At 59.3% G+C, this 22,846-nt stretch carries 19 protein-coding genes and 1 pseudogene; 10 read left to right on the top strand and 10 right to left on the bottom strand.

The genetic code is table 11. From position 1 onward, the window contains the following. Position 1: 1 nt before the first annotated feature. The 3 genes from AC0KXH_RS18675 to AC0KXH_RS18665 are packed head-to-tail and all read right to left on the bottom strand — an operon-like array spanning position 2 to position 2,933. The gene (locus AC0KXH_RS18675; RefSeq protein WP_488223863.1) at positions 2–697 is read right to left on the bottom strand and encodes a CoA transferase subunit A; all 696 of its coding nucleotides are present in this window, start codon (positions 695–697) and stop codon (positions 2–4) included. Positions 698–724: 27 nt separating this feature from the next. Continuing rightward, positions 725–1,495 carry a 3-hydroxybutyrate dehydrogenase gene (locus tag AC0KXH_RS18670; protein ID WP_200290452.1) on the bottom strand — a complete coding sequence of 257 codons (771 nt, stop codon included), beginning with the start codon at positions 1,493–1,495 and terminating at the stop codon, positions 725–727. A 46-nt stretch (positions 1,496–1,541) separates the two neighbouring features. Beyond that, the gene (locus tag AC0KXH_RS18665) at positions 1,542–2,933 is read right to left on the bottom strand and encodes a GntP family permease (protein WP_041109501.1); all 1,392 of its coding nucleotides are present in this window, start codon (positions 2,931–2,933) and stop codon (positions 1,542–1,544) included. A 293-nt stretch (positions 2,934–3,226) separates the two neighbouring features. On the opposite strand from AC0KXH_RS18665, the gene AC0KXH_RS18660 reads away from it, so the two are divergent. Next, positions 3,227–3,736, top strand: coding sequence for a SixA phosphatase family protein (locus AC0KXH_RS18660; protein WP_488223862.1), 510 nt, complete (start codon positions 3,227–3,229; stop codon positions 3,734–3,736). A 62-nt stretch (positions 3,737–3,798) separates the two neighbouring features. After that, entirely contained in the window at positions 3,799–4,890 is a 1,092-nt protein-coding gene (locus AC0KXH_RS18655) for a DUF1615 domain-containing protein (RefSeq protein WP_325165355.1), read from the top strand. A gap of 3 nt (positions 4,891–4,893) precedes the next feature. On the opposite strand, the gene AC0KXH_RS18650 is transcribed toward AC0KXH_RS18655, so the two are convergent. Continuing rightward, the gene (locus AC0KXH_RS18650) at positions 4,894–5,508 is read right to left on the bottom strand and encodes a DedA family protein (protein WP_043222558.1); all 615 of its coding nucleotides are present in this window, start codon (positions 5,506–5,508) and stop codon (positions 4,894–4,896) included. 370 nt (positions 5,509–5,878) lie between these two features. Between AC0KXH_RS18650 and AC0KXH_RS18645 the strand changes: the two genes are divergently transcribed. Further along, positions 5,879–7,231 carry a site-specific integrase gene (locus AC0KXH_RS18645; RefSeq protein ID WP_488223861.1) on the top strand — a complete coding sequence of 451 codons (1,353 nt, stop codon included), beginning with the start codon at positions 5,879–5,881 and terminating at the stop codon, positions 7,229–7,231. Positions 7,232–7,333: 102 nt separating this feature from the next. Then, a pseudogene (locus AC0KXH_RS18640) lies at positions 7,334–7,749 on the top strand (transposase family protein); the annotation flags it as partial. On the opposite strand, the gene AC0KXH_RS18635 reads toward AC0KXH_RS18640, so the two are convergent. Continuing rightward, a complete protein-coding gene (locus AC0KXH_RS18635) occupies positions 7,748–8,134 on the bottom strand; it encodes a hypothetical protein (RefSeq protein WP_488223860.1) in 387 nt (128 codons plus the stop codon). The pseudogene AC0KXH_RS18640 and the gene AC0KXH_RS18635 sit on opposite strands and share 2 nt — an antisense overlap. A gap of 181 nt (positions 8,135–8,315) precedes the next feature. Between AC0KXH_RS18635 and mobI the strand changes: the two genes are divergently transcribed. After that, on the top strand, positions 8,316–8,912 hold the full coding sequence (gene mobI / locus AC0KXH_RS18630) for a conjugative transfer protein MobI(A/C) (protein ID WP_488223859.1): 597 nt from the start codon (positions 8,316–8,318) through the stop codon (positions 8,910–8,912). Between the two features lie 89 nt (positions 8,913–9,001). On the opposite strand, the gene AC0KXH_RS18625 is transcribed toward mobI, so the two are convergent. The 5 genes from AC0KXH_RS18625 to AC0KXH_RS18605 form a co-directional block, all read right to left on the bottom strand. Beyond that, positions 9,002–9,232 carry a hypothetical protein gene (locus tag AC0KXH_RS18625; protein WP_488223858.1) on the bottom strand — a complete coding sequence of 77 codons (231 nt, stop codon included), beginning with the start codon at positions 9,230–9,232 and terminating at the stop codon, positions 9,002–9,004. Between the two features lie 155 nt (positions 9,233–9,387). Beyond that, a complete protein-coding gene (locus AC0KXH_RS18620; RefSeq protein ID WP_488223857.1) occupies positions 9,388–9,597 on the bottom strand; it encodes a hypothetical protein in 210 nt (69 codons plus the stop codon). A 226-nt stretch (positions 9,598–9,823) separates the two neighbouring features. Next, positions 9,824–11,134, bottom strand: a complete 1,311-nt coding sequence (locus AC0KXH_RS18615) for an McrC family protein (RefSeq protein WP_488223856.1) — start codon at positions 11,132–11,134, stop codon at positions 9,824–9,826. Between the two features lie 11 nt (positions 11,135–11,145). Beyond that, a complete protein-coding gene (locus AC0KXH_RS18610) occupies positions 11,146–13,680 on the bottom strand; it encodes an McrB family protein (RefSeq protein ID WP_488223855.1) in 2,535 nt (844 codons plus the stop codon). 50 nt (positions 13,681–13,730) lie between these two features. Further along, positions 13,731–14,909: an NUDIX hydrolase gene (locus AC0KXH_RS18605; RefSeq protein WP_488223854.1), complete on the bottom strand. Its 1,179-nt coding sequence runs from the start codon at positions 14,907–14,909 to the stop codon at positions 13,731–13,733. Positions 14,910–15,074: 165 nt separating this feature from the next. On the opposite strand from AC0KXH_RS18605, the gene AC0KXH_RS18600 reads away from it, so the two are divergent. The 5 genes from AC0KXH_RS18600 to AC0KXH_RS18580 all read left to right on the top strand — a co-directional run bounded on the left by AC0KXH_RS18600 (position 15,075) and on the right by AC0KXH_RS18580 (position 22,821). Beyond that, positions 15,075–15,959, top strand: coding sequence for a helix-turn-helix transcriptional regulator (locus AC0KXH_RS18600; RefSeq protein WP_488223853.1), 885 nt, complete (start codon positions 15,075–15,077; stop codon positions 15,957–15,959). A gap of 73 nt (positions 15,960–16,032) precedes the next feature. After that, a complete protein-coding gene (locus AC0KXH_RS18595; RefSeq protein WP_488223852.1) occupies positions 16,033–17,613 on the top strand; it encodes a type I restriction-modification system subunit M in 1,581 nt (526 codons plus the stop codon). Beyond that, the gene (gene rhuM, locus AC0KXH_RS18590; protein WP_286946124.1) at positions 17,610–18,611 is read left to right on the top strand and encodes a virulence RhuM family protein; all 1,002 of its coding nucleotides are present in this window, start codon (positions 17,610–17,612) and stop codon (positions 18,609–18,611) included. The genes AC0KXH_RS18595 and rhuM overlap by 4 nt, the downstream gene beginning before the upstream one ends. Beyond that, a complete protein-coding gene (locus AC0KXH_RS18585; RefSeq protein ID WP_488223851.1) occupies positions 18,608–19,786 on the top strand; it encodes a restriction endonuclease subunit S in 1,179 nt (392 codons plus the stop codon). Before rhuM ends, AC0KXH_RS18585 begins: the two co-directional genes overlap by 4 nt. Next, positions 19,783–22,821, top strand: coding sequence for a type I restriction endonuclease subunit R (locus AC0KXH_RS18580; protein ID WP_488223850.1), 3,039 nt, complete (start codon positions 19,783–19,785; stop codon positions 22,819–22,821). The genes AC0KXH_RS18585 and AC0KXH_RS18580 overlap by 4 nt, the downstream gene beginning before the upstream one ends. Positions 22,822–22,846 lie beyond the last annotated feature (25 nt).

Below are 22,846 nucleotides of genomic sequence, written 5' to 3'. Positions count from 1 at the left end.
TTCAGCTCCTCACCGTGCGTTTTTCGATGCGTTTTTCCGGGTTCGGGTTGTGCACGATGCGGTGCACGTAGATGCCGGGCAGGTGAATCTGATCGGGGTCCAGCTCACCGGTCTCGACGATCTCCTCGACCTCGACGACGCAGACCTCGCCGGCCATCGCTGCCAGCGGGTTGAAGTTGCGCGCGGTCTTGCGGAACAGCAGGTTGCCGGCCTTGTCGGTCTTCCACGCCTTGACCAGCGCCAGGTCGGCGGTCAGCGATTCTTCCATGACGTACCACTCGCCGTTGAACTGGCGGGTCTCCTTGCCTTCGGCGACCAGCGTGCCGTAGCCGGTCCTGGTGTAGAACGCCGGGATGCCCGCGCCGCCAGCGCGCAGCTTCTCGGCCAGGGTGCCCTGCGGGGTGAACTCCAGCTCCAGTTCGCCGGAGAGGTACTGGCGCTCGAACTCCTTGTTCTCGCCCACGTAGGAGGAAATCATCTTGCGGATCTGCCGCGTCTCCAGCAGCAGGCCAAGGCCGAAGCCGTCGACGCCGGCGTTGTTGCTGATTGCCGTTAGGCCCTTGCGGCCACTGTCGCGCAGCGCGGCGATCAGCGTCTCGGGAATGCCGCACAGGCCGAAGCCGCCGACGGCGACCGTCATGCCGTCTTCGACCAGCCCGTCGAGGGCGGCTGCGGCGTTGGGGTAGAGCTTGTTCATGGATCTCCCTCTTTGTTGTTGTCTTGTTCAGCGGGCGGCCCAGCCGCCGTCGATGTTCCAGGCGACGCCGCGGACCTGCGCGGCCGCGTCGCTGCACAGATAGAGCGTCAATTCGCCGAGCTGTTCGGGGGTGACGAATTCCAGCGAAGGCTGCTTCTCGGCCAGCAGGTCGTGGCGCGCGCGCTCGAGGTCGCCGTCGGCGCGGGCGCGCTCGTCGATCTGCTGCTGCACCAGCGGCGTCAGCACCCAGCCGGGGCAGATGGCATTGCAGGTGATCGGCTCCTGCGCGGTTTCCAGCGCGACCACCTTGGTCAGCCCGACCACGCCGTGCTTGGCCGCGACATAGGCGGCCTTGCCGGTCGAGCCGACCAGCCCGTGCACCGAGGCGATGTTGACGATCCGCCCCCAGCCGCGCCGCCGCATGCCCGGCAGCGCCAGGCGCGTGGTGTGGAACACCGAGGACAGGTTGATCGCCAGGATGCTGTCCCAGCGCTCGGGCGGAAATTCGTCGACCGGCGCGACATGCTGGATGCCGGCGTTGTTGACGAGGATGTCCAGTGCGCCGAATTCGCTTTCGACGAAGGCCACCAGCGCGGCGATCTGCTCGGGCCGGGCCATGTCGGCGGGGTGATGGCGCACCTGGCCGCCGGCGGCACGCACCGCGGCCAGCGCCGGCTCGGCATCGCCGAATCCGTTGAGCACCAGGTTGGCGCCGGCTTCGGCCAGGCGCTTGGCAATGCCCAGGCCGATGCCGCTGGTGGAGCCGGTGACCAGAGCGGTCTTGCCTGCGAGGTTCATGTTTGGCTCTCCTTGACGGCGCCGGCCCGGGCCGGCGCGCTGCACGTCAGACGATACCGGTAGCGTAGAACACACCGATGATGAAAAAGGCCGCGGTGGTGGCGATCAGGGTGATCGCGAAGATGTCCTTGTAGGACTCGCGGTGGGTCAGCCCGGTAACCGCCAGCAGGGTGATCACCGCGCCGTTGTGCGGCAGCGTGTCGAGGCCGCCAGAGGCCATCGAGGCGACCCGGTGCAGCACTTCCAGCGGGATCTGCGCGGCGTTGGCGGCGGCGACGAAGCTCTCGGCCATGGCCGCCAGCGCGATGCTCATGCCACCGGAAGCCGAGCCGGTGATGCCGGCCAGCAGGTTGACGGTGATCGCCTCGTTGATCAGCGGGTTGGGAATCGCCGACAGCGCATCGGCCAGCACCATGAAGCCGGGCAGCGAGGCGATGACCGCGCCGAAGCCGAATTCCGAGGCGGTGTTCATCGACGCCAGCAGCGAGCCGCTGACCGCGCTCTTGGTGCCCTCGGCCAGCTTGCCGCGCAGGGTGGCGAAGCTCGATGCCAGCACCAGCAGGATGCCCAGCAGCAGCGCGGCCTCCACCGCCCAGATGGCAGTCACCTTGCTGACATCGGTGGTCAGCGGCGCCGCCATGCCGGCGAGCTGCAGCACATGGCTGTTGCCGTAGAGTTCGGGGATCCAGCGAGTGAACAGCAGGTTGGCCAGCAGCACCAGCAGCAGCGGCGAGAGCGCCAGCCAGGGGTTCGGCAGGGCGATGTCGTCCGGCGTCTGCGGTTCGTTGCGCAGGTTGGTGCCATAGCCTTCGCCAGCGTGGCGGGCCTTGTTCGCCTGGCGCTTGAGATAGAGCATGCCGAGGCTGAAGACGAACAGCGTGCCGATCAGCCCGAGCCAGGGCGCAGCCCAGGTGGTGGTGTTGAAAAAGGTGGTCGGGATGATGTTCTGGATCTGCGGTGTGCCGGGCACTGCCGTCATGGTGAAGGTGAAGGCGCCGAGGGCGATGGTGCCGGGGATCAGCCGCTTGGGGATGTCGCTCTGGCGGAACATCTCGGCAGCGAACGGGTACACCGCGAACACCACCACGAACAGCGAGACGCCGCCGTAGGTCAGCAGCGCGCAGACCAGCACGATCACCAGCATGGCCTGGCCGCCGCCGAGCAGGCGGATCGCCGCGGCGACGATCGAGCGCGAGAAGCCGCTCATCTCGATCAGCTTGCCGAACACCGCACCGAGCAGGAACACGGGGAAATACAGCTTGATGAAGCCGACCATCTTTTCCATGAAAATGCCGGTGAAGGCGGGCGCGACCGCACTGGGGTCGGTCAGCAGCACGGCACCGAGGGCGGCGATGGGGGCAAACAGGATGACGCTGTAGCCGCGGTAGGCGGCGAGCATCAGAAGCCCCAGAGCAGCAAGGGCGATGACTACACTCATCGTTCGATCTCCTGGCCTGACCACGGCGGGGCAATGGCAGACCTTCTTGTTGTTGTGGTTTGCGCAGGGCGCCTGGCGGAATAGCCAGTTTCGTGCCAATGATCTAACTTATTGTTTTTAAAGGAATTTTGCACGAATGCTGGCTGCCCACTGGCATGCTGCGTCCCGTTTGTGGGATAGAAACAGCCGGAGTCACCCGGTGGTGTCCATGAATCCGGGATAGATAGGTCATTCCCAGTTATGGGATTTGATCTCCTTATCGAGACTGGCGTTAACGCGAAAAGAGGCAATCGATGAAAACGCTCTATCTGGTGCGGCATGCCAAGTCGTGCTGGGACGACCAGGCCCTGGCCGACCATGACCGCCCGCTGGCCAAGCGCGGCCTGCGGCAGCTCGAGGAGATCGGCCCCTGGCTTGCGGCGCGCGGCGTGCGGCCGCAGCGCCTGCTGTGCAGTACCGCCGCGCGCGCCCAGGCTACGGCACGCCCGCTGGCCGAGGCGATGGGCTATCCGCCGGCGGCCATCGACTACCAGGCGCGCCTGTATGCCTGCACGCCGGACGTGCTGCTGGCGGTGATCGGCGAACAGCCGGACGACCTGCAGAGCCTGATGCTGGTCGGCCACAACCCGGAGCTGACCGAGCTGGCCACGCGCCTGGGCGCGGGCATCGAGCATATGCCGACCTGTGCCGTCGTCGAGCTGGTCTTCGCATCCGGTCGCTGGGCCGGGATCGAGGGCCAGGCGCCCGTGCAGCGCCTGTTCCATCGGCCGACTCGCAAGCGCGAGCGCAAGGCCGGCGACTGAGCGGCGGACCTTCCACCGCCTGGCAGGATCAAACCCAGCGAACACCCGACCAGGATGGCCCCGTGCGCACACCGCTTCCTCTGCTCTTCAGCCTTCTCGTAACCCTGCTGCTGGCCGGCTGCGGCCTGCGCGAGCCGCAGCCCGCCGGGCCGACACCCGCCGAAGTGCGCGCCGAGCTCATGCGCCTGTTGCCGGGCAACCTGCGCGATCGCCAGGGCTGGGCGCAGGACATCCAGACGGCCTTCACGACGCTGGAGATCGAGCCGAGCCGCGAAAACCTCTGCTCGGTGATCGCCGTCACCGAGCAGGAGTCGACCTTCCAGGTCGCGCCGCCCGTACCCGGACTGGCGAAGATCGCACGCGCCGAGATCGACCGCCGAGCCGCGCGCCTGCATATCCCGCAGTTTCTCGTGCGCGGCGCACTCAGCCTCGATTCGCCGACCGGCAAGACCTACGCCGAGCGGCTGAGCCGGGTGCGCACCGAGCAGGAACTGAGCGCCATCTTCGACGACTTCACCGGCATGGTGCCGCTCGGCCGCCAGCTGTTCGGCAGCCTCAACCCGGTGCGCACCGGCGGGCCGATGCAGGTCAGCATCGCCTTTGCCGAAAGCCGCGCAGGCGACTACCCGTACCCGATCGAAGGCAGCGTGCGCGACGAGGTGTTCAGCCGCCGCGGCGGCATGTACTTCGGTATCGCCCACCTGCTCGGCTACCCGGCCCATTACGACAAGTCGCTGTATCGCTACGCCGACTTCAATGCCGGTTGGTACGCCAGCCGCAACGCGGCCTTCCAGAACGCCGTGACCCGGGCCAGCGGCATCAAGCTCGCGCTCGATGGCGACCTGGTCATTCATGGCAGCAGCCGCGTGGGGGCCACCGAACGCGCGGTGCGCACACTCGGCAAGCAGCTGGATCTCGATGAAGACGAGATCCGCCGTGCCCTGTTGCAGGGCGACAGCCTGGCCTTCGAGGACAGCGAACTCTACGAAAAGGTGTTCGCGCTGGCCGACCGGCGCGCCGGCAAGCGGCTGCCACGTGCGCTGGTGCCGGGTATCAAGCTGGAAAGCCCGAAGATCACCCGCAACCTCACCACCGCCTGGTTCGCCCAGCGGGTCGACGAGCGCCGCCGCCGCTGCCTCGCCCGCGGCGGCTAAGGCTCAGCGCTGTCGCTCGCCGGCCCTGCGCCCGTTGCGCAGCAGCCGGTACAGGTAGATCGCCACGATCGTGCCCAGCACGATGTTCGAGCCCGGGTCGAGGTAGTCGGCCACGCGATCGTACTCGGCATGCAGCAGATAGCCGGCGAGCGTCAGCACAAAGGTCCAGATCGCCGAGCCGGCAAGCGTGTAGAAGGCAAAGCTGGCAAAAGGCATCTGCGCGATCCCGGCCGGCACCGAAATCAGCGTGCGGATCGCCGGCACCAGGCGGCCAAAGAACACCGCCTTGCGGCCGTGCGCACGAAACCAGACTCCGGCCTCCAGCACATCGTCGCCCGACAGGGTCAGCCAGCGCCCATGCCGCGCGGCAAGCCGGCGCATGCGCTCCTCGCCGAGCCGCGCGCCAGCGTAATACCAGGGCAGCGCACCCAGAAACGAACCCAGCGTACCGGCCACCACCACGCCGAACAGATTGAGCTCGCCGCGCGCAGCCAGAAAACCGGCCAGCGGCATGATCACTTCCGAGGGAATCGGCGGGAACAGATTCTCGAGAAACATCAGCGCCAGGATGCCGAAATAGCCTCCCTGCTCGATCAGCCCGGTAATCGATTCGAACATGCTCGGTCACTCCAATGCGCCAGCCACACAGGCGCGCATTGCACCACGAAGGCGCCGGAGCGCACAGCGGATGGAGGCATCTGGAAACAGGTGCGCTCGACCGGGTGCCGTCCGCGCGAAAACAAAAAAGGCCCGCATCGCTGCGAGCCTTGATTTAGATGGTGCCGGCACCAGGAGTCGAACCCGGGACCTACTGATTACAAGTTTGGGGCTCCGCATATTGACGGTCATGGATGGAACTTAATAAACGTAGGTGTGGCGTGGGTTGCAGGCTCTTCTGATGGCTCTATGATCTGATGCTAATAGACCATAATTGATAGCCAGTGCTAGCCCGGCGATAGCCTTAGTGACCGCTGAGAAGGAGCGAGCGATGAAGTTGAAGTTCACCAAACGGGCGTTGTTGGCGGTGGAGCCGCCTGAAGCGGGCAAGCGCCTCACGGTGTACGACATCGAGATTCCTAAACTGGCAATGCGAGTCACTTCTTCTGGGTCCCGCACGTTCTATGTCATCAAGCGAGCCGGCGCGTCGATGAGTTGGGTAAAGCTTGGAGGCTTTCCGGAGATGACTGTTGAGCAGGCGCGTTCGGAAGCGCAGAAAGTGCTAGGAAAATTCGCTTCAGGTGCAGACCCGGCCGCAGCCCGACGTGCGATACGGCAGGAGCCAACCTTTAACGCAATGCTCTCGGAGATGCTTGAAAAGAAGCGTAAGCGTAACGGGGCCCATATAACGGAGCGTACAAAGAAAGACTACCTCGACACCGCGCGGCTTCATATGGGCTCGATAGCTAACGCCAAGCTGTCGCAGGTAACGCGTTCTGCGGTGACCTCCATCCACCGCCAGGTGAGCAAAAATAGCCCCCGGCAGGCGGACAAGGCGGTCGCGATCATTTCATCCGTATTCAACTTTGCGGCTGACCATGAGCACTACTCTGGTATCAACCCCGCCGTCCGGATTCAAAAGAACGAGATCGTTGAGCGCGATCGATTCGCCCAAGCATCTGAGCTACCTTATCTTTTTGAGGCTCTGAACAAGTCTGCTCAGGGGCACTTTTTCCTGCTCGCGCTACTTACGGGCGCCCGCCGCTCGAATGTACAGGCAATGACCTGGCACGATATAGATTTTGAGAGCCGTGTCTGGCGTGTTGATATGACCAAAAACGGTACGCCACAGAATGTCACCTTATCCAACGAGGCCATTGAGATATTGAGGCTTCGTAAACGCAGCGCCAAGGGTTCACCCTTCGTTTTCCCCGGGACGGGGAAAACCGGTCATTTAGTGGAGCCCAAAAAAGCTTGGGCGGCTGTGCTGCGTCATGCGAGCTTACTTCGATTGCTGGATACATTGGAGCGGCTCGGTAAGCTGGACGCCGAAGGGCGTCAGCAGGCTGAAGAGCAAGTGGCCACAGCGCCAATTACAGCCGAAAGGCGCCTGCTCAAACTAGCGAAAGCATTGCAAGTCGACCCTGCTCTCTATGACATGACCGACCTGCGCATTCATGATTTACGCCGTACTCTTGCGAGCTGGCAGGCAAAGACGGGGGCTACCCTCCCTATAATCGGAAAGAGCTTGAATCAGAAGAGCCTAAAGGCAACCCTTATATATGCCCGTCTCGATCTTGATCCGGTCCGACAGTCCGTGGAAACGGCAACGCAAGCAATGCTCCAGATCGCCAACGGTGGGAAGAAAAGCTATGCGCCAGAGGAGGAGTCTGGTAGCGAATAAAAAAAGGTTCTGCGGACTCTGGCGGAAGAGTAAGTTAATATGCAAGGAAGTGGGTAGATTGGCAGTCGCCACACACACCAACTCCCACACCCTGCTGTCGCCCTGCATCCTGTTGATCTTGCCGTTTTCTGCCCAGGCTACGACGTCGTCGCCTCTCGCCCCGTTGCTGAAAACACCCTGCTAATTGAGCTGGAACCCCAAGCCACGCTAGTGCCTCGGTGCGGGCGCTGCCAGCAGCCCAGTCCGTTGATTCATGACCGGCGTCTACGGCAACTACGTGACCGCGATCTGTTGGATCAACGAGTCCTACTTCAACTGCCCGCACGTCGCGTCGACTGCCTGCGCTGTGGGCGAGTGAGCGAGCGGATCGATTGGCTGGAACCGGCTTCCCTTCTGTCTCAGCGGTTACGGGTTTGGCTCGAAGGCTTGCTGCGGATATGCCTATCAGCCACGTCAGCCATCTGACCGGCTTGCACACCCTCAAAGCACTCGATAAACGCCCCCTGGAGGCTGAGGTCAGCGAGCCCCGTCCAAGAACAGAGCAGACCTCAGGGAACTCAGCCGCTGCTCGCTTCTAATCCTGCAGTCTGTCGCCAGAACGCTCATTGCACCGAAGAGCTGCGTGGAGTTGTTAGAGTCAAATGGGCGGTCAGCCAAATAGGACTCGATGACAGACAGGAACGACGCAACCCTCCAATGCAAGTTCTCGTCTACCCCCTTCAAATCTTCGAGCACCGAATGATGAGCCGTCGCAGCTAGTAACGAGTAGCGAAAACTGACGTCGGTTTCGAAACCTTTCACCGAGGCGTCTCCAAGCAGGGCTTGGACCTCCCCCAAAAAAGTACTGGTCTGACGATATACAGCCCGGTTGTGAACGATATCGCGCAAACGGATAGCAGCCATAGAAACCTCCTATATACATCGAGACACTGCCAATTATCACGCCGTAAAAGATTTCGATGTTCGGTATAAACGCTAATTTCCCGCAATTAGGCAAAAATCAAGTCAGCATCGCCTCGCCATAATATGGCTTACGCCCCTGCTTATGCTGTCCAGCAGCGGGCAAACTATGAGGGCACATCTTATGAAAGAAAACGAGCTTAGCGTTGCGCTCGCCAAGTTAAGCGATAGAGCAGCCGACTCAGAGCTTGTGATACGCGCGGAAATAAACCAAGCCATCGCTCTACTATTTGAATTTTCTCAAGCCATTGTTGAGAAGTACAAGTCAACCAGAGCGGAAGATCAAGAAAATAACCCTAACTTTCGATTCTGGTCTCACATTTGCAGCGTCGAACAAGGAGTAACAGCTGTAACTGTGAGGTGGCGGAAATACTCCGGAAAGTCCAAATTCTCGTCGCCAATCGAAAGCGGGGAGCTGACAGAATTCAAGTTGCCAGCCAGTGCATTCAGCAAATGCACAAAAACAGAAAAGAAAGCGATTATGGAAGCAGAGCGAAGCTTTGCGATAGTCCGTAAGATTAGCGCACATTTGGGGAAAACCTTGGAGTCAGCAATAGCCATTAAAGGCATAACCAACACTGTGCTTAACCTACCGACTCATCCAGTTGAAGTTGACCCAGAAGAAAGGCGCATACTAGATGCGCTTGCAGAGTTGGATGACATCAGTCGAAAGCACGCTGAGCTTGACAAAAGCGCAGTACGCCGTCTGCTGGGTCTTTAGCCTCCCCCTACGGTACAGCCCGATCCTGTACCGTAGGGGGAGGCTTACGCCCAAGGGTAGATTTGAACCGGAGCCTACCGACCTGTGATCTACAGATAATCCGGCAAATCAGCTCGTAGGGCTCCAGGAAGCAAGTTGGGCAGCGTCATATTTACTACCTCGGCGACCAAGGCCTCGCATGGTACTTTCGCATTGCCCCGCAACACATCTCGCACCGTTCTGTTTTCAGAAAACAAACGGGGAAACGAAGTGGTGATGGACATATCGCGACCACAGCATGCGTGAACACCTTTCTTGCCGCGCAGCTGATGAACATCCATGTCTTTCCTCCGTCGAACCCCGCGGTTAAATATCCAGCGCCGACAGGCTGTTCACGGTCTCCTGGGGCTCCGGCTGGCGGTGACCATGCGTTGGAACAAAACCTACGGGCCTCGACACGCTACTGCGTGGCGCCATCAAGTTGCTTGGAGGTGGCTTAATCAAGCTGATTTTTCAGCCCTAGTGCCGCTTCCGCTCGATATATCACCCCTCGAAGCAGACGCCTTTCAATTTCGCTGGATTGCGCCTTAGGCAGTTGATCCAGACGCTCTTGGGCTTTGCGCAGAATCGCCTGCTCTGCTTGCTCTGTCTCCAAAACGAGCCTCTGCAGGTCAAGCAGCAGCTCTTTGATTTCGCCAGGACTCATTGTCTTGCTTCAGCCAGGCAGCGGCTGCGCATCGGGGAGTTTTGAATCGCATAGCAGCGACCTGGGTCATTGTGCGCGAGGGCTAGGCAGTAGGTTCTGGCATCAGCCTCAGCAATGGCGTAACAGCTGGAGGTATCAGCTGCGTTTGCTGTTGCTGTGAGGCCAAGCAGCAGACCCGCGAGATAGCGACTGAGCATGGGATTCCCGAATGTTGAGCGACTATCGCTCAGGTTGCTGACGAGAAAAAACGAGCGAGTTTTCCGCAAGGCGGTAAGAGCATCTGTTTGGTACGCAGACAGAAGGGGAGAACCCACAAGCGCATGTCGGGGGACTTGGGGAAGCTAAATACTGTCAGGGGCTGGCCGAAGGTTTCGGTCTTGGGATAGATCAGGATCACATCGCCTTTTCCGTCGAGATAGCTCTCGCCGTAAGCATGTAGCTGGTAGAAGTCGCTTTGATTCAAGCCGTACTTTTCCTTGCTATTGGCTTTCCGCTCATCAACCAGCTTCCACTTGGTGTCGAGCACCAAGCGATTGGTTTTGGCAGTTTGTACCAGCAGATCAGGCTTGAGCTGGAACCAGTCCTGCTCTTTATGTCGTACAAGCCTCAGGCTGCGTGTTTGGGGGCGCAGGTCGTGGCCTGAGTTGAGTTGTCGGGCGAGATGTTTCGCGACAAAAGCCTCAAAGACCGCTTCCATCGGAAAGAGCAGGGACGGCGCGGAATGTTGGCCTGTACCAGTAAGGGGTGACTCATCTAGCAGAATCAGTCGGGCCCAAGCCATTGCTGCGTCGTAATGAGCCATCCCTCGATCTGGCCGTATCCGACCAAAGTCCGCGTTGATCTGGTCAGATGTGGGAATTTCGGCGAAAACGAAACACAGCTCTCGTGCTAGCTGCTGGTTTGCTTGCGAGGCAGTCCACTTCAATACGCGCTTTAGGGTTGTATGCAGTAGGCGGTTTTCCGGTCTGTTGAGCGAAAACTCGTCGAACTCGGTATAGAACCGGTCACGACGGCATAGATTGAGACGAAGATGCTGTGCCATATTCAGCTTGCCGCGCAGAGCGAACAGATTATCTTGCTGGGCGCGGTAATCGCTGCGCAGGCCTCGCTTCACGGTGTGATCTACTGCTCGCAGAAACTCAGCGATGAACACCTCCAGCAAAGGCATCCGGCGAGCTTGTAACTGGGCACTATTGGTTTGGATGTGGCGAAAACTACCGAGGCAACACAGCATCTCGATTAGCAGCTGTCGCGCATCTGCTTCGCCATTGGCTTTACCCAGCTTAGGCAGCACTTCAATCTGGAAGCCGTCGGGGCAGCGAATCACGCCCACGAAGCTTTTAACCTGTATGGCCCTTCGGCCGTGCCGTTGAGTCAGGCGCAGCCAGGTCGACTCGCCCGCTTCTGCGTTGCGTAATGCCTGGGTCTCCAGCCAGGCAAAAACATTGGCAGAGATCCTGTGCAACCCAACCATATCGTGCGAGCCGGACGGCAAAACCGCCATGGCGTCAAACTCGAAAATCGTAATGCCCGCCATTTCCGTACCTGTCAGGTCGAGGTTTGGTAAATACCGAAATAGGCGGCTGGTTCGCTGTAAGCCGAGGACTGGGGTAGGTAGCGGCGCTTGGTGCTATAGCTATCCAATCCGTGATCGCTCCCAAAGAGAGTGCTCAGATCCTGCTCATGTGAGTCATTCTCTGTAATGAACTGGGCGGCGTCGGGTTTCTGGTTGTCGCCTAGAACTAAGCGAATCTTGCGCCAATCCTCGAAGAAGTATTCCTCCAGCAGGGGTAGAACTCGATTGCGGAACGTGTCGGCCAGTGCGTCGAATCTGTCCGGGCCATCCGTCTTTCTCCACAGATGAGTGAAGTAGGCGTGACCGATGCAATGATCACGGTCGTAAAGCGCCTCGATTCGCTCATTGATGCGTTCCAGCATCCGGCGCACGTCGATCTCGCCTGCCCCCGTGGTTACTATCAACCCTGCCAGCGGCGCACTGTGCGGTTCATCAGGTGATTTGGTTGCGCGAGTGTCGGGTAGCAGCGGTACGAAATCAAAACGGCGGCGCAGCGCCGTATCCAGCAGAGCCAGTGAACGATCCGCAGTGTTCATCGTGCCGATGATGTCTACGTTGGCTGGCACCGAAAAAGGCTTTCCTGAGTATGCAAGGATCACTTCAGTCGGCGGTGGAGTCCCATCGAGTGGGTCTCGCTTGTCGGCCTCGATCAGCGTGATCAGCTCGCCGAAAATCTTGCTGATATTGCCGCGGTTGATCTCGTCGATGACCATCGCGAAACGCTTGTCAGGTGTGTTGCGTGCACGGCGGCAGAGCTCCTTGAATGCTCCGTCTTTGATCCTGTAAGCCACTTGGCCCGTTTCAGCGTCGCCATCAATCGGGTCGTCCGCGAGTACTGGCCGCAAGCCCTCAACGAATTCCTCATATCCGTAAGACTGGTGGAAGGTGACGAAGCTATGGCGTTGCAGTTGTTCGCCTGTGTCGGGGACGGGGCCCTGCTTGATCTTGTCGACAAGCGTGAAGATGTCCGAGCAGATGTCTTGAGAGACTCCCGCAAATTGCCACGCCGAGTCTGACGACTTATCAAAAATGGCAGGTTCCAGGCGAAGTTTCGTGTTGACCGTTGCTGACTCCAGAACCGTGTGGTGCTGAAGTGTGCCCCAGAGTGTCTGCTTTATGCCGCTGGTACGACCTTTTGCGCTAGCGATGGCTTTGATGAAGGGGTGTCCTGCTAGCTCTGGTACTTTGGCTTTGCCCCCCAGGTCATATAGCGCAGCGGCCGCACCTTCCCACCAGGTCAGCGGTGCAATCTTTTCAGCAATAATCTGAGCCCGCCATTCATCTGCATTGACCGATGCCACCTGCTCTTCGTAGTCGTGCTTGAGTAGCTGCATCAGTGTGAAGGTTTTGCCTGTTCCGGGCGGCCCGTAGTAGATGCGGTTGGAGCAGATTGCGACGGGTTTGCTGGCCACATGCTTTACCTGAGAGGTTGGGGGCAATGACTGGCTTGCGGCGAGGGGGCTGACATCCGCGATGGGGTCACCGGCCAATGCGGCCAGTTCAGCTAAATCGGTGCCGAAAAACGGCTTGAGTAAATCACTCTCGAACTCCGGCAGATCGTGAGCGGGCACTTGTTTGAAGGTGGAGCGGTAGTTGGGCGTCCAGCCTTTCTGGCTGCCTTGAAAGCCACCATGCTTGATGCCGTGCTTCAACACCCTGTAGCGGCGCTGTAGCCAACCATCCCCTTTCAAGCATGGTGCAGGATCAGAGATGAACTGTCCGACTAGTTGAAGGCTTTCATTTCCGTGGCACAAGTAGAACAAGCTGCCGGCTGGCGCCTTCTGGAAGCTCTCGGCCTGGCCCTTCGCGGTATCGCTATGCATCACGCCCAGCTCTTCCTGCAGGTACTGCCTGCGCTCTTCGGCAGAAAAGTCGTTTAGTCCGTGCGATAGCTTCCAGATGGCCAGATTCTTCTGGCTCCACGCCTCCCACACCTGCCGCCCGAACTCCAGAATGCCGAGGTCGCTTGGGCGTTTGGCCAGTGTGGCCTTCTGCAGCGTGGCCATGCGCTGACTTGCGGTACCGCCAACAAACACTGCCAGCGGCGCACGCTTGAAAATATCGACGATCACTGGCGCCTTCCGGTCCTGGTAGTGGAAGGCAATCTTCCATTTAAAAGCCTCGCCCAGATGCTCAAAGGACTCGATGGCGTCCAGATCGCCTTTGGCGGCCCAGTCCGCCACCTGCGCTACGAAACTCCGGACTTTGTCGAAAGCAGCCTCGGCTGATGTGCCAAGCGATGAATACCAGCCGTGTGTTTCCGAGTAGGAAAGCTTAGTGTCCGAACCCTTGTCTTCAGTGTCCTTGCGCGAGAACACGCCGAACTTGAAAGACGAGCCACCCCAGATGCTGCCCAGTTCATCGAGGCGTGATTCGATCCAATAGGTGAAGCTGTCTTTCGATCCTGCCTGGGTGTATTCGTCCAGCGTCATGCTGGCCAATCGGGAGGCAGGCCAGATAGACAGAAATTCATCCCACAGGGCGTATTCTTTTTGAAAATCGCTCATTGTGCTTTCGCCTTGCGTGTAATTCGGATGGTTTAGCAGAACCATTGGGGTCAGCTTGCGGGGCAAAAGATCAGCAGTTGCTCAATGATCATATCCAGCAGCGCAAAATCCTCGCGTTCATCGGTTGCTGTGTATTGTCCGCTGTGTCGATTGATTTCCACTTGCCATGCTTGCCAGCCGCTATCGCAGGGCCTGAAGTGAACTCGGAAAATGCAGATGCCTGTCCAGCTGCGGTGACAGTGCAGCACGCCGTCTTCGTAGAAGATGAACCACTTGTCATCCTGGCTGTTGGGCAAGGAACCAGGGATGATTGTGGCCATTTCCTGAAGCGAATAGCGAGTTTCCAGGGGCACGATTACTCGCGCAGCAGGCATGAACTTGCTTTGCCAGTCGGTGCGGCGAGCCATAGCACGTTTAAGTGGAGGTTCGGCAGGCAGAAGGGCCAGCGCAGCTTGAAGAATGGCAAGGTCACGCTGTCGCCCTTTAGTGTTGGTTGATTGCGCGATCAGTCGCTTGGCTTCCTCTGCAGTTGCCCAGATCAGGCGCTCAGTCTCCCGATTCCCAAAGGTGAGGTCTGGTGTTCCACGGTCCGTCAGCATTAGGAAGAAACGGTTGATTGTGGTGCCGCCAGCAAATTCGCCGGGTATAGCTGAGAGAATGGTGGCATCTATGCCCATCTCTTCGCGGACTTCGCGCTGTGCGGTCTGCCTTGGGCTTTCCCCTTTATCCTGGCGGCCTTTGGCAAATGTCCACACATAGCCATCGAAGTGGTTTTTCACCTCGCGCATCAGCAGGTAGCCATTGGGGTCGATCACCACGCCGCCATAGGCCACGGCTTTACCGGTGCTGGCGCATTGTTGCCAGGGGAGGCCCTCGAAGCCTTCCGGATGGGGTTCGCTGAGATCATCCGACATATCGTAGAGCGCCGACCAGACTCTGCCGTAGCGTTTGGCGCGATCTTTCCCAAGGCTAAGCGCTACTTCGTCTTTGAAATTCGCATAGTCAATGTCCTGCGCAATGGCGCTCATCGCCTCCGCCAGGGCGGAAGCAGACGCCGTGGCTCGCCAGGGGTAGTCAGTGCCCTCATGGGCTCGGGAGGCAGAGAGCGAAGGCAGATAGTGATTGCGAAGACGGTCCAGGTCGCTGCGTGTGCGGCTGCGAATGGTCAGGTCATCGTGGGTGCCTTTCTTTACAACGGAAAAGAAACCGAATTTGGTAAACAGCCACATGTGCCTGCCCGTCCCTGAGTTTGTGGGTCGGGCAGTTGGCGCCCGACGATTGCCTTAGGCTATTACGAATCAAAATGATCTGTAAACGGTGCGTTCGTGATTTTTAATTGCGGGTGTTGTGATCGCAATTTATGCTGTCCAGGTTTTAACCGCGACTAGTCCACCATGACAACTGCAGCTCTCTCGCAACTAACGCAAGCCCAGCGCGATCGCCTGGCCTACCTGGAGTTGCGCCTGCGATTCGTGGGGGAGATAGGACGGCAGGACCTGATTCAGCGCTTCGGCATTCAAACGGCGGCCGCTACCCGTGACCTCGCCACCTATCGTGAGCTCGCCGGCAACAACCTGGCCTATGACCGCAGCAGCAAAATCTACACGCCGACCAAGGAGTTCCGGCCGATCTTCACCTTCTCCGCTGACCGGGTTCTGGCCTGGCTAGCAGAGGGTTTTGGTGATGGTGAGCCGGCAAGCAGTGCGCCGGGAATCTCATGCGTAACGTCCGGGCGCCTTGCTCAGCCGGATCTGGACACACTGGGTATCGTGACGCGTGCCATTTACCACCGCTGCCCTCTGCGTGTGGATTACTACTCCCTTGGCAGCGGCAAGACCCAGCGGGAGATCGTGCCGTTTGCCCTGATCGATACGGGCCTGCGCTGGCACGTGCGCGGCTATGACCGCAAGCGCCGTGCGTTTCGGGACTTCGTGGTCACGCGCATCAGGCGGCCAAAGCTGCTGATGGAGTCTCCCGTCGCCGAGCACGAGCGACCGGAGCAGGACGTCCAGTGGAGCCGGATAGTGGAGGTCGAATTGGTGCCACACCCCGACCAGCCACATCCGGACATCACAGCCATGGATTACGCCATGCGAGACGGTGTGCTGCGCCTGAGGCTGCGCGGGGCTACGGCGGGTTACGTACTGCGCAAATGGAGCGTCGACTGTTCGCCAGATCATCGGTTGCGTGATCCAGAGTACCGCCTCTGGCTGAAAGACCCCCTGCTGCTCTACGGCGTGGAAACAGCGGTGCTGGCGCCCGGTTACCGAGCGGCCTGAGCGAACAAATTACATACACGCTGTGATGCGTTAGTCATCCGGCGACACGAAAGCTGAGAGTGATTAACGTCCCATGAGCAATACCAGAGATCTTGAACGCGCCGAACTGCACAAAACCATCTGGCGCATCGCCAACGACCTGCGTGGCAGCGTTGATGGCTGGGACTTCAAGACCTACGTGCTGGGCATGCTGTTCTATCGTTTTATCTCGGAGAACCTGACCAACTACCTCAACGAACAGGAGCGCCGCGCGGGCAGTGCGGATTTTGACTACAGCGATTTAGCAGACGCCCACGCTATCGTGGGGCGTTACGAGACAGTGCAAGAAAAGGGCTTCTACATCCTGCCGTCGCAGCTGTTCGCCAATGTGCGCAAGCGCGCCCGCCATGACCCGAACCTCAATGAAACCCTGTCGCAAGTGTTCAAGGACATCGAGGCCTCGGCGTTGGGTGCTGGTAGCGAGGACGACTTCAAGGGGCTGTTCGATGACCTGGACGTCAATAGCAGCAAGCTCGGCCCCACCGTGGCCAAGCGCAACGAAAAGCTGGTGAAACTGCTCGACGCCATCGGCGATCTGCCGCTGGGCAACAGCTCGGGCAATTTTGCCGACAACAGCATCGACCTGTTCGGCGACGCCTACGAATACCTGATGCAGATGTATGCCTCCACAGCCGGCAAGTCCGGTGGCGAGTTCTATACCCCGCAGGAGGTCTCCGAACTGCTGGCCCGCATCACGGTGGTGGGCAAGAAGGAGGTCAACAAGGTTTATGACCCAGCCTGCGGTTCTGGCTCGCTGTTGCTCAGCTTCTCCAAGGTGCTGGGGCACAACAAGGTGCGCCAGGGCTTCTACGGCCAGGAAATCAACCTCACCACTTACAACCTGTGCCGGATCAACATGTTTCTGCACAACGTGAACTACGAGAAGTTCAACATCGCCCATGGCGACACGCTGACCGACCCGGCGCACTGGGATGACGAGCCCTTCGAGGCCATCGTTTCCAATCCGCCTTACTCGATCAAATGGGATGGCGATGCCAACCCGCTGCTGATCAACGACCCGCGCTTCGCGCCGGCCGGCGTGCTCGCGCCCAAGAGCAAGGCCGACCTGGCCTTCACCTTGCACATTCTCAGCTGGCTGGCGGTCAACGGTACGGCTGCCATTGTCGAGTTCCCCGGCGTGCTCTATCGCGGCGGTGCGGAAGCCAAGATTCGCAAGTACCTGATCGACAACAACTACGTCGATGCCGTCATTCAGTTGCCGCCCGATCTGTTCTTCGGCACCACCATCGCGACCTGCATCGTCGTGCTGAAGAAGTCCAAACGCGACAACGCCACGCTGTTCATCGACGCCTCCAGCCTGTTCGTGCGCAGCGGCAACAAGAACAAGATGTTGCTCGACCACCAGCGGAAAATTCTCGATGCATTCACCGCTCGCCAGAACATCGACCATTTCGCACGCATGGTGGAGAATGGCGACATCGCCGCCAACGGCTACAACATCGCCGTCTCCAGCTACGTCGAGCAGGCCGACACCAGCGAAGCGGTAGACATTCGTGAGCTCAACGAGAAGATCAGCGGCATCGTTGCCCGGCAAGCGGAGCTGCGAAAGCAGATCGATGCCATCGTTGCGGATCTGGAAGGAGCCCAGGCATGAGCGAGCAGCCAGCAGGGGAGATCATTCTTTACCAACGTGGCGATGCAACCGCCATCGATGTGCGGCTAGACGGCGATACGGTCTGGCTGACCCAAGAGCAGATGGCGGAACTGTTCGGCAAGGCCAAGTCGACCATCAACGAGCACATCAAGAACGTCTTCGAGGAAGGCGAGCTGGTGCCGGAGCAGGTGATGAGAAAAATCGGAATTTCCGAATTTTCTACCAAACCGACCAACTTCTATAACCTCGACGTCATCATTTCGGTCGGCTACCGGGTCAAGTCGCAGCAGGGCACGCGCTTTCGCATCTGGGCCACCGAGCGCCTGCGCGAATACCTGGTCAAGGGCTTCACCATGGATGACGCACGCCTGAAGAACCTGGGCGGCGGCAGCTACTGGAAAGAACTGCTGGATCGCATCCGTGACATTCGCTCCAGCGAGAAGGTGCTCTACCGCCAGGTGCTCGACCTGTACGCCACCAGCGTGGATTACGACCCCAAGGCCGAAGCCAGCGTGGTGTTCTTCAAGGCCGTACAGAACAAGCTGCATTACGCGGCCCACGGCCAGACGGCGGCGGAAGTGGTCAGGCAGCGTGCCGATGCTGGTAAGCCCTTTATGGGCCTGCTGTCCTTCAGCGGCAAGCAGCCCACCAAGGCCGAAGTCACCAACGCCAAGAATTACCTCAACGCTGACGAGCTCAAGCGCCTGAATACGCTGGTCTCGGCCTATTTCGATGCCGCCGAGTTCCGCGCCATGAACCATGAACCGACCTATATGAAGGATTGGCTCGCGCACCTGGAGCAATTGATCCTGGCCATGGGTGGTAAGGCTCTGGAAGGTGCGGGCAAAGTCAGCCATCAGCAGGCCATTGCTCACGCCGAAACGGAATACGCCAAGTTCCGTGCCCAGTTGGCTGAGCAGCCGAGCGAGGTGGAAACGGCTTATCTGGAAACCGTAAAGACGGTGCAGAAGAAAATCACCGGGAAGAAAAAGCCATGAGCCGGATCGATGCGCTGATCGCTGAGCTTTGCCCGGAGGGGGTGGAGTACAAAGCCCTTGGCGAAATTTTCGATATGAAAGCGGGTAAATTCATTTCTGCCAGCAAAATATCGGAACGTCAGGATGCTGATTTCCCATATCCATGCTACGGCGGAAATGGTGTTCGTGGATTTGTTCGTGCCAGCAATCAAGAAGGTAAATATGTCCTGATTGGCCGGCAAGGTGCGCTTTGCGGGAACGTGAAGCGTACAGAAGGGAGGTTTTTTGCCACAGAGCATGCTGTTGTGTGTGAAGGAAAGGTTGAAGTGGATATGGACTGGGCATTCCACTTGCTTACCGCCATGAACTTGAATCAGTACGCAACGAAATCAGCGCAGCCTGGTCTTGCGGTGGGTACGCTTGAGCAGGTCAAAGCTCCGATTCCACCCTTGGAAGTGCAGCGCGAAATCGTGAAAGTGCTGGACACTTTCACGGAGCTTGAGGCGGAGCTTGAGGCGGAGCTTGAGGCGGAGCTTGAGGCGCGTCGCAGGCAGTACAAGTACTACCGCGACGCCTTGCTCGCTTTCAGCGATCAAGATATTCGCTGGGCCGCGATGGCCGAGGTCGGCGAGTTCTTCCGAGGTCGGCGTTTCACCAAGGCTGACTACGTCGAAGACGGGGTGCCCTGTATCCACTATGGCGACATCTACACGCATTACGGCACAGCCACCGAAACAACGACGTCACATGTAGATGCCGACTTGGCTTCGTCGCTCCGCTTTGCACAGCCAGGCGATTTGATAATCGCTGGCGTGGGCGAGACGGTCGAGGATGTGGGCAAGGCTGTGGCATGGCTCGGCCATGACGAAGTGGCGATTCATGACGACTGCTTTGCCTTCCGGCATTCGCTGAACCCACGGTTCGTTTCCTATTACTTCCAGACCACGGCGTTTCACGCGGAGAAGAACAAGTTTGTCGCCCGAGCCAAGGTGAAGCGCTTGTCCTCAGAAAGCTTGGCCAAGCTGACCATCCCTGTTCCCTCGCTTGAGGAGCAGGCACGCATCGTCGCCATCCTCGACAAGTTCGATGCGCTGGTAAATGACATCTCCATCGGCCTGCCTGCCGAGATCGCCGCTCGCCGTCGGCAGTACGCTTACTACCGCGACCGTTTGCTCACATTCAAGGAAGCCGCATGAGCATTGAGAACCAGCCCTACCGCTACGAGGCCATTGCACTCTCCAACGAGAGCACCGTGGTGGCCGAGTTTCTGCCGGATGCGCTGGGTGCGCGCGAGACCGGCTACCAGAGCGAGGCGGCGCTGGAGAGTGCTTTTATCGAACAACTGCAGCGGCAGGCCTACGAGTACCTGCCTATCAGTGCGGAGGCCGAGCTGGTCGCCAACCTGCGGGCCCGGCTGGAGCAGCTCAACAAGGTCGAGTTTTCCGACACCGAGTGGAAGAGTTTCTTTGCCACCAGCATTGCGGGCGCCAATGACGGCATTCTGGAAAAAACTGCGCGCCTGCAGGAAGACCACGTCCAGGTCTTGAAGCGCGACGACGGCAGCAGCAAGAACATCTACCTGATCGACAAGGCCAATATCCACAACAACGTCTTGCAGGTGATCAACCAGTACGAAACGCCAACCGGCGAGCATGGCGGCAAGCACGCCACGCGCTTCGATGTGACGGTACTGGTCAACGGCCTGCCGATGGTGCATATCGAGCTCAAGCGCCGTGGTGTGGACATCCGCGAAGCCTTCAACCAGATCAACCGCTACCAGCGCGACAGCTTCTGGGCGGGCTGCGGCCTGTTCGAGTACGTGCAGCTGTTCGTGATCAGCAATGGCACGCTGACCAAGTACTACAGCAACACCGTGCGCGACGGGCACTTGAAGGAGCAGGCCGGCAAGCGCAGCAAGAGCAAAACCTCCAACAGCTTTTCCTTCACCAGTTGGTGGGCCGACGCGCGCAACCAGCCCATCACCGAGTTAGTGGGCTTTACCAAGACCTTCTTTGCCAAGCATTCGCTGCTGAACGTGCTGACCAAGTACTGCGTGTTCGATGTGGATCGCAAACTGCTGGTGATGCGCCCCTACCAGATCGTGGCCGCCGAGCGCATCCTGCAGCGCATTGCCACCTCAACCAATCACCGCCAGCTGGGTACCGTGGCGGCGGGTGGCTACATCTGGCACACCACGGGCTCTGGCAAGACGCTGACCAGCTTCAAGGCCGCCCAGCTCGCCCGTGGCCTGCCGGACATCGACAAGGTGCTGTTCGTGGTGGATCGCAAGGATCTGGACTACCAGACCATGCGCGAATACGAGCGCTTCGAGAAAGGCGCGGCCAACTCCAATACCTCGACCTCGGTGCTGCAAAAGCAGCTGGAAGACCCGAACGCGCGGATCATCATCACCACCATTCAGAAGCTTTCGCGTTTCGTGGCCAAGAACAAGAAGCACCCGGTGTACGACGCGCATGTGGTGGTGATCTTCGACGAGTGCCACCGCAGCCAGTTCGGCGACATGCACAGCGAAATCACCCGTGTGTTCAAGCGCTACCACCTGTTCGGTTTCACCGGCACGCCGATCTTTGCGAAGAACTCGGGAACCGGCGGCAACCCGTTGCGCCGCACCACCGAGCAGGCCTTTGGCGACAAGCTGCACACCTACACCATCGTCGATGCGATCAACGACAAGAACGTGCTGCCGTTTCGCATCGACTACATCAATACCCTCAAGATGCAGGCGCGGATCAAGGACAAGCAGGTCTCGGCCATCGACACCGAGCGTGCCCTGCTGGCACCGGAGCGCATCAGTCAGATCGTCGGTTATATCCGCGAGCATTTCGATCAGAAGACCAAGCGCGCCAGCACCTATCGCCATGACGGCAAGCGGGTGGCTGGCTTCAACTCGCTGTTTGCCTGTGCCTCGATTGATGCGGCCAAGCGTTACTACGCGGAACTTGCCGCGCAGCAGCAGGAGCTGCCCGAGGCCCAGCGGCTCAAGGTTGGGCTGATCTACAGCTTTGCCGCCAACGAGGACGACGAAGACGGCCTGCTTGGCGAGGAGGAGTTCGAGGCCGAGGGGCTGGATCAAAGCTCGCGGGATTTTCTGGACGCCGCGATCAAGGATTACAACGCGCTGTTCGCCACTAGCTTCGACACCTCGGCGGACAAGTTTCAGAACTACTACAAGGATCTGTCGCAGCGCCTGAAGAAGCGCGAGCTGGACCTGGTCATTGTGGTCAACATGTTCCTGACTGGCTTCGACGCCACCACGCTGAACACGCTGTGGGTGGACAAGAACCTCAAGGCGCATGGCCTGATCCAGGCGTATTCGCGCACCAACCGTATCCTCAACTCGGTGAAGACCTACGGCAACATCGTCTCCTTCCGCAACCTGGAGCAGGAAACCAACGATGCGCTCGCCCTGTTCGGCAACAAGGACGCCAAGGGCATCGTGCTGCTGAAGCCTTACGCCGAGTATTACGCTGAATACCAGGCCCGAGTCGGCGAGCTGCTCGATAAATTCCCACTGGGGCAGGCCATCGTCGGCGAAGCGGCGCAGAAAGCCTTCATCAAGCTGTTTGGCTCGATCCTGCGGCTGAAAAATATCCTGACGGCCTTCGACGATTTTGCTGGGAACGAGATTCTCACTGAGCGTCAGTTCCAGGATTACCAGAGCGTCTATCTGAACCTGTATGCCGAGTTCCGCACCACGTCCGAGGCGGAGAAGGAGTCGATCAACGACGACGTGGTCTTCGAGATCGAGCTGATCAAGCAGGTGGAAATCAACGTCGACTACATCCTGCTGCTGGTCGAACAGTACCTGAAGAAAAAGGGCTCGGGCGAAGACAAGGAAATCCGCGCCTCTATCGAGCGCGCCATCAACGCCAGCCCCAGCCTGCGCAACAAGAAGGATCTTATCGTTCAGTTCGTGGAGTCGGTGAACACCAGGGCCAAGGTGGACACTCAGTGGCAGAGCTTTATGGCGGCCAAGAAGACCGAGGAGCTGGAGCGCATCATCTCGGAGGAAAACCTCAACGCCGATGCTGCACGCGAGTTCGTTGAACGGGCATTCCGTGATGGCGCTATCCCCATGGCCGGTACGGCTATCACCAAGATTCTGCCGCCGGTATCGCGGTTCTCCCAGGGCAACGGTCATGCGGCCAAGAAGCAGACAGTTCTGGGCAAGCTGGCGCTGTTCTTCGAACGCTATTTCGGGTTGGTTTGACGCTGGGAGAGCAAAAAAGAATTGG

The sequence above is a fragment of the Stutzerimonas sp. CXK-1 genome (genome assembly GCF_057738225.1).
Note: the sequence above shows the minus strand (reverse complement) of the source record. Positions and strands in the feature narration are given on the sequence as shown.